The 6,747-nt window shown below is 48.9% G+C and carries 5 protein-coding genes; 4 read left to right on the top strand and 1 reads right to left on the bottom strand.

Annotated elements, in window-relative coordinates; genetic code table 11:
* Nucleotides 1-1,591: hypothetical protein (locus A596_RS17240; RefSeq protein ID WP_039917057.1), on the top strand; the 1,591-nt coding region annotated here is incomplete at its 5' end.
* A gap of 105 nt (nucleotides 1,592-1,696) precedes the next feature.
* Here A596_RS17240 and A596_RS17235 read toward each other — a convergent pair.
* Nucleotides 1,697-2,209, bottom strand: a complete 513-nt coding sequence (locus tag A596_RS17235; RefSeq protein ID WP_039917056.1) for a hypothetical protein — start codon at nucleotides 2,207-2,209, stop codon at nucleotides 1,697-1,699.
* Nucleotides 2,210-2,397: 188 nt separating this feature from the next.
* Between A596_RS17235 and A596_RS17230 the strand changes: the two genes are divergently transcribed.
* The 3 genes from A596_RS17230 (at nucleotide 2,398) to A596_RS17220 (ending at nucleotide 6,746) form a co-directional block, all read left to right on the top strand.
* Nucleotides 2,398-3,153 carry a polysaccharide lyase family 20 protein gene (locus A596_RS17230; protein WP_039917054.1) on the top strand — a complete coding sequence of 252 codons (756 nt, stop codon included), beginning with the start codon at nucleotides 2,398-2,400 and terminating at the stop codon, nucleotides 3,151-3,153.
* 247 nt (nucleotides 3,154-3,400) lie between these two features.
* On the top strand, nucleotides 3,401-4,183 hold the full coding sequence (locus tag A596_RS17225) for a sulfite exporter TauE/SafE family protein (protein WP_039917052.1): 783 nt from the start codon (nucleotides 3,401-3,403) through the stop codon (nucleotides 4,181-4,183).
* Nucleotides 4,184-4,574: 391 nt separating this feature from the next.
* Nucleotides 4,575-6,746: a hypothetical protein gene (locus A596_RS17220; RefSeq protein WP_039917049.1), complete on the top strand. Its 2,172-nt coding sequence runs from the start codon at nucleotides 4,575-4,577 to the stop codon at nucleotides 6,744-6,746.
* The last annotated feature ends 1 nt before the right edge of the window (nucleotide 6,747 follow it).

The raw sequence follows: 6,747 nt of genomic DNA, 5'->3' as shown, positions 1-6,747 counted from the left end.
CGATGCCCCGCTGCTGCTTAACAACCACAGCCGTCCCATCCCCCGCCGCGAGCTGGTCTCGCAAGGGTTCCGCGCTGGCACCGCAACGGTAGTGGGCGGGTCGGTTTTCAGCTTGTTTGCCAACCCGCGCACCGCTGAAGCGGCATTGTCAGCGGACCTGATCGCCATGCGCGGCGCCTGCGGTATTGCCGCGCAAGGTGCGGGTAAAATTCCGTTTATCTGTTTTGATCTGGCGGGCGGAGCCAATATTGCCGGCTCCAATGTGCTGATCGGCCAGCGCGGCGGCCAGCTCGATTTCCTGGGCGCCGGCGGTTACAGCAAGCTCGGGTTGCCGGCGGCCATGAGCCCCGCCGCATCGACCGCCGCTAATCCATTAATCAACACTGAACTGGGCCTCGCGTTTCACTCCACCAGCGCCATGCTACGCGGCATCCTGGAGAAGGTAACGCTCGGCAACCGTGCCCTCACCAACGGCGCGGTGATTCCCGCACGCTCGGAAAACGATACCGGCAACAATCCGCACAACCCTATGTACGGCATCAACCGTGCTGGTGCCAATGGTTCATTACTGGCGTTGGTAGGCTCGCGCGCCAGCGATTCCGGCGGCAATTCCATGGCGCCGGCGATGATGATCAACCCCGAAGTACGCCCCACCAAAGTGGATAACCCCAACGATGTGACCGGCCTGGTCGATGTGGGTGACCTGGTAAGTTTGCTCGACCAGCAAGATACAGTCGCGGTGATGGAATCCATCTATCGCATCAGCGATAAAAAACTCGGCAAGGTAAATACCGGCACGCTCAACGATGCCATCGTCAAAGACATGGTGCGTTGCGGTTACGTGAAAAGTGCGGACCTGGCTGACCGCTTTGGCAATCCATCGGCGATTGATCCGGTGGCGGATACCGATCTGGTCGGCGCCACCGGGGTATTTAGCCAGGCCGAATTTGATAGCGATGGTGAATTCCGCAAAACCGCGTCGGTCGCCAAGCTGGTTATCAATGGCTACGCCGGCGCAGGCACAGTGACCATGGGCGGTTACGATTACCACACCGGCGACAGATCCACCGGCGAAATGCGCGACCTGCGGGCGGGCCGCTGCATCGGCGCCTGCCTGGAATACGCCGCCAAAAAAGGCATGCCGGTAATGATTTATGTATTTAGCGATGGCTCGGTGTTCAGCAATGGCATGATCGACGAATCAGCAGCAGGCGGTGGCAAAGGTGTCTGGACTGGCGACGACCAGCAAACCGGCGCGTCCTTTTTCCTCGTCTACAACCCTGCACGCCGCGCCGTGTTAATGGGTGGCACCGCAACGGACCCGGCAGCGATCAGCGATGTACAACGCGTGCATCAACAAATTGGCCATATGCGTCCCAGCGGCGATGTGGAAACCGGTTCTGGTGTGGGCGCGGCCAACAATGTTAACTCGTTAGTAGAAACGGTCATCCTCAATTACATGGCGCTCCATGGCCAACAAAACCAGATGGGCACGCTCTTCCCCGGAAACAGTTTGGGCAATGCTGCCGCACTGGATAAAATCACCGCCTTTACGCCGATCTGCAATGGGATTATTTCGCAGCCCGTGTAATTTTTTTATCGTTAAAATAAAAATGCCGACATTATGTGTCGGCATTTTTTGTAGAAAAATAATCAATCAACATTCATTAACAAAGCGATGCTACGGATTTGCAAATTATATTTTTTTCACATCCTCATAATCACCCACCGCATTTTTAATAATACGTTTAGCGATTTCCGTTTCTTCTTTTGTCACGGTTTCAACAATTACCACATGCTGGTCGTGCTCAATGGCATCGCGCACCAGATCGGCAAAAGGTTTATCTTTTTTTGCAGCACCAACAGCCGCTCCGAGGAAACCACCCAGGCCCGCACCCCATCCCAGCATAATCAAAGGCGCGATTAATGGGCTCGCCACAAACAAGGTTACATTGGTGGCTACCAGCGCGACTTGCGCCAGCGCACCAACACCAGTACCGACTACTGCGCCGATAGTGCCATCTACCACCATATCTTTTAATACACCGTTACTGTCTTCTTTCACGGGGTGGAAAGGCTCACTGGTTGTTTTATTGAGCAAATGAATACGCTCGAGCGGAATATGTTCAGCGAGCAATTGCTGGTTTACTTCGCGCGCCTGATCGTCGTGGGCAAAAAAACCGGACACATGATGCAAATAATCATTCATAAAATCCCTCCCGAAAATTGCCGGGTATACCAACAATTTTTCAATCAATTGGACTTGTTAATTGCACGTTTTATACAAAATCGATATTGCCTCGACATCTGTTTGCAAAACGTCAATACTGCACGCCAACGCAGGCATACTTAAGTCTCCGACCATAAAACTATTTAATAATTCCGGCAGGATTTTTCATGGACCATTCCTTTCGTCTTTTATCTGTTTGCATGTTATTAGCTGCTATCAGCCCTGCTGCAACAGCGAGCATCCTCTGGCAAGGAAATTTTGAAACCGGCGACACATCCCAATGGCATACGGGGATTAATCCGGCAGGTTTATCGGTCACCACACAGTGTGCTTTCGAAGGAAAGTATTCGGGGAAAGTGCGTTTGACCGGTGATGATGCTTTTGTGTGGAATGGAAATAAATTTTTAAATCGCAGCGAGTTCCATCACCGTGGCACAGCGGGAATGACTTATGAGGGCAAAGATACGTTTTTTGCCTTCAGTTTTTATTTGCCCCAAAAATTGACTGGCCATAAACATGAATTGGGTTATTGGGAATCGGATAAAAGCTGGCAACAAACCTTGCGTTTTAATATCACCGGCACTGAATTGAGCTTTCAGGAAAGCGCAGCCAAAGATGTGTTATGGAAATTACCGGAGGGAGCAGTGCCCGGGCAATGGCATCGTGTTGCCATGCAAATCCATTGGTCTACTGATCCCAAAATAGGCTCTGCAGAAGTGTGGGTCAATGGTGAGCATATGGGCAAGCATCATTTCAAAAACCTGCCCGCCCGCGATGCACTCATGTTTACCCAAATCGGGATCTTGCGAACCCGGGAACCCGCCATCGAAGAAATTTTTATCGATGGCGCACTGGAAACGGACAATCTTACCGAGCTATTAGAGCGCGACAGGCACCAGATCGGTAAAACTTGTGTTCCATAGTTTCCATTTAACTCAAGCGCTGTACTTATGCTGATAGATACCCATGTATGGCAGCGCGTTATCACCTTCACCCGACACATAATAGAGCCGTTAAAACCCACCCCCTGACAATTGCCGCCCCCAAACTGATGGTTATAAGCACCAAACTAATTGTCATTAGAAACAACTACCAAGGACTGTTAGCCTGCGCGACCTGTTTATTTATCAACATTTATTGGTTATTTATTAATCATTTACGCGGGTTTTTATGGATTTTCAACTGGGTTATATCGTCGCCGGACTGGTGGTAGGTTTTATTGTGGGAATGACCGGCGTGGGTGGCGGTTCGTTGATGACACCAATCCTGCTGTATTTTGGAGTAAGCCCGGCCAATGCTGTAGGCACCGATCTGCTCTATGCCGCCATCACTAAAGCAGGTGGTATTCATGTCCATCACAAAAAGAAAAATATCGATTGGAAAATTACCGGTGAACTGGCATTGGGAAGTTTACCGGCGGCGGCGATTACCTTATGGATTTTGCATAGCATTAGCGTGGACACGGAAACGCTCAATAAAGTCATTAAAGTCACCCTGGGTTACGCGTTGTTATTTACTGCTGTGGCGATTTTATTTAAACGCAAAATTTTTGATTACAGCCAGAAAAATAATTCCTGGATTACGCGCATGAGTCGCCGCCAGCAAATGATTGCCACTGTTATTACCGGTGTAATTTTGGGTGCAGTAGTGACGATCACATCGATTGGTGCCGGCGCGCTGGGAACCGTTGCCTTGTTTATGTTGTATCCATTGCTGCCGACCGTGCGATTGGTGGGAACCGAAATTGCCCACGCGGTTCCTCTCACATTAGTAGCAGGTATGGGGCATGCGGGATTGGGTAATGTCGATTGGCATTTGCTGGCAAATTTATTAATCGGTTCATTACCCGGAATTTATATCGGCAGCCATTTGGCCAACCGCGTTGCAGACCATTATTTGCGTCCGGCGCTGGCAATCATGCTGGCGTTTGTAGGAACAAAACTGGTTTTCTAATTTTTTTTATTCCCACCTTCCCACGGCTTATACGTATTAGCAAATAACGTATGAGCCGTTTTTATTTCTATCGACGAAAACATATCAATCGTTTTAAACCAAAAAAATCCTCATTAAAAATACATAAATCAAAAAAAATCGCATAACGTTTTTTTGCCAACAATCACTTACCTTTAAAACAATGATGCGTCAGTAAAAACTAATTCGTGCATTTAATTACTAATGCGACACGATTCTATTTTGAGTGACATTATTTTCTATGCTGCTGTATAAACAGCAGAACTTTAAAAATCATCACCTAGAGTTTCAAGCGGTCTCTTGGGGATGCAGTTATAAAAGGAACATTACTGAGACCAATAACTTCATAAATAAACTTTTCAAGGATATTGTGATGAAAAAGAAAATAATGGGCTTATCGCTCATCTGCGTGTTAACCGTATTTCCTTTTACCTCCACACTTGCACAAACAGGCGTTAGCAATTCCTGGACTGCATGGCTGGATAGGGATAACCCCAGTGGTGAAGGTGATGCAGAAGTACTGCCTTCATTCCTTACCGAAACCCCCTCTAATGTTTGTACGAGCCCGAGCGCTGTGGAAGCACGGATAAAAGGCTCTACCCAGGTTTTTACCCCCGGCATGATCACGCCGCATAAATTGCGTGCCTTTGCCGCCGGTAAAGGTTTGCAATGCTACAACGTTGATCAGGCATCCGGTGGTTGCGCGGATTATGAAGTTCGCTTTTTATGTGCAGCGCCAACGCTTGGACAAACCAAATCCGTATTGAATAACGTTGAATTATTTCAATTGGAAACAGCAACAGCACAAGGCAATGCCATCGCCCAAGCCAAATTTAAACTGGATGATGCGACTCGCGCATTAAACGGTCGTTTCTCGTTTGATATGGAAGGGAAAATCACCGCGTTTAATGACTTGGGCGAAGGTGCCGATGAAAAATCCGGCGATGGAATTTTTTCAGCATTTACTACCATTGATGTGGCTGATATCAACAACACACGCACGGCATTCCTCAATAAACTCAGCACGGTCAAACAACCGCAGGTGAGTGAATTTTCCGGTCGCGCACTGATTAGCACCAAAACATTTGCGGTGAGTTCATCCGTTTCCAGTGTGAGCACGATTAAAGGTTTGCGTGTCGTTACTGCACCCAGTCCGCTGCCAGCCGCAACGCCACCGGCATTGGTAAATCCTTCAAATGCGTTAGTGATTAACGATACCCTGGTAGTCGCAAATCCATCGTTGACATTTGATGTTTGTAATAGCGATGGCATTGGTAACAATGTGAATCCGAATGCAGCCTGGTCATTTAAAACGCTCATTTCCAATTTAAATAACGAAGCCACCTCAGGCATGACCGATCAGCAATTTGCTAACGATTGGTTGCGCAGCTGGATCAACAATCAAAACGTAAATAGCTTTTTGATTCCGGCGCGCGGCAACATCAAAGATTATTTCCAGGGTTGGGATGGTGTTAATGCCAGCACATTAAATATGGATCGTTTGCCGTTCCGTTTACTCGCTATTGTCAATCGCATTGATTTAGCCAGTATTCCTGCGTATGGAACCACTGCTGCGAATAAGCCGGGCGAAATTCGTTTTGTATTTGGATTGTTATCTCGCAATAACAGCGGCCAATGTGTGAACGGTGGAATTCCTTTCTCCAATGAAATGACAGCCATTTTTGAATACAAAGATGCAACCACCAATTGCGCAGGTTTGAAAGATTTGGCGAACAAATGGATTGCCCTGGATTCGTTGGGTGTGTCATCCGGTCGCGGCAGCGCGGCGTACTTAAATGCGCTGAAAGCCATCACCGATACCGTCACCGCACCGAACGTCGACAAGCTCAACCAATTGCGCACCAATGATTTCGCCTTCGATGGCTTCAATTCGTTTATGGAGCCATGGCAGTTGCGCGAATTTGTGATTAATCCCACGTCCAAAAGACTGGTTTCAACCACTATCAAGCAAACACCGGAACCCGCCAGATTCCGTCAACCGGGAACCGGCACACCGGATGAATTGCTGATGAAAAGTTATCTGGATTCTGAGGCCTCAAACATTTTGTGCGAAAGCCACCAGGTTCCGGAAATTTTCAACAGCCAACCATTTTTGGGTGGCCATGCAGATTATGAATCGGTAACCACCTGGACGATTCGCCCGAACGTCAGCGCATTGCCAACCGCGTATCCCGGTTGCTATCAAACCACGATCGTTCCCGGAACCGATGCGGGCTTGTCATTCAATGACCGGATGACCAGCGAGATCCGCCATAAATTTGCAGTGAATACCTGCGACGATTGCCATGCCGCCGAAACCGCAACCCGTTTCGTACACATCAGCCCGATCAATCGCCAGCTCTCCGGCTTTATGCAGGGTATTGAAGTGACTGACCCGCGTATTCCCAGCCTGAAGCGCAAATTTAATGATCTGGCGCGTCGCAACCAGGCATTGGTGGGTACCGCTGCAACGTCCTGTACAACTGACCCGCGTATCCTGAGCAGCTTCCAGGCACGGCAGGCGCGGTTGGGATTCATCCACTAAC

The organism is Cellvibrio mixtus subsp. mixtus J3-8 (assembly GCF_000766945.1).
In the GTDB taxonomy this organism is placed as follows: Bacteria; Pseudomonadota; Gammaproteobacteria; order Pseudomonadales; family Cellvibrionaceae; genus Cellvibrio; species Cellvibrio mixtus_A.
The sequence above is the reverse complement of the archived record's forward strand: the minus strand, read 5'-3'. Positions and strand labels throughout refer to the sequence as shown.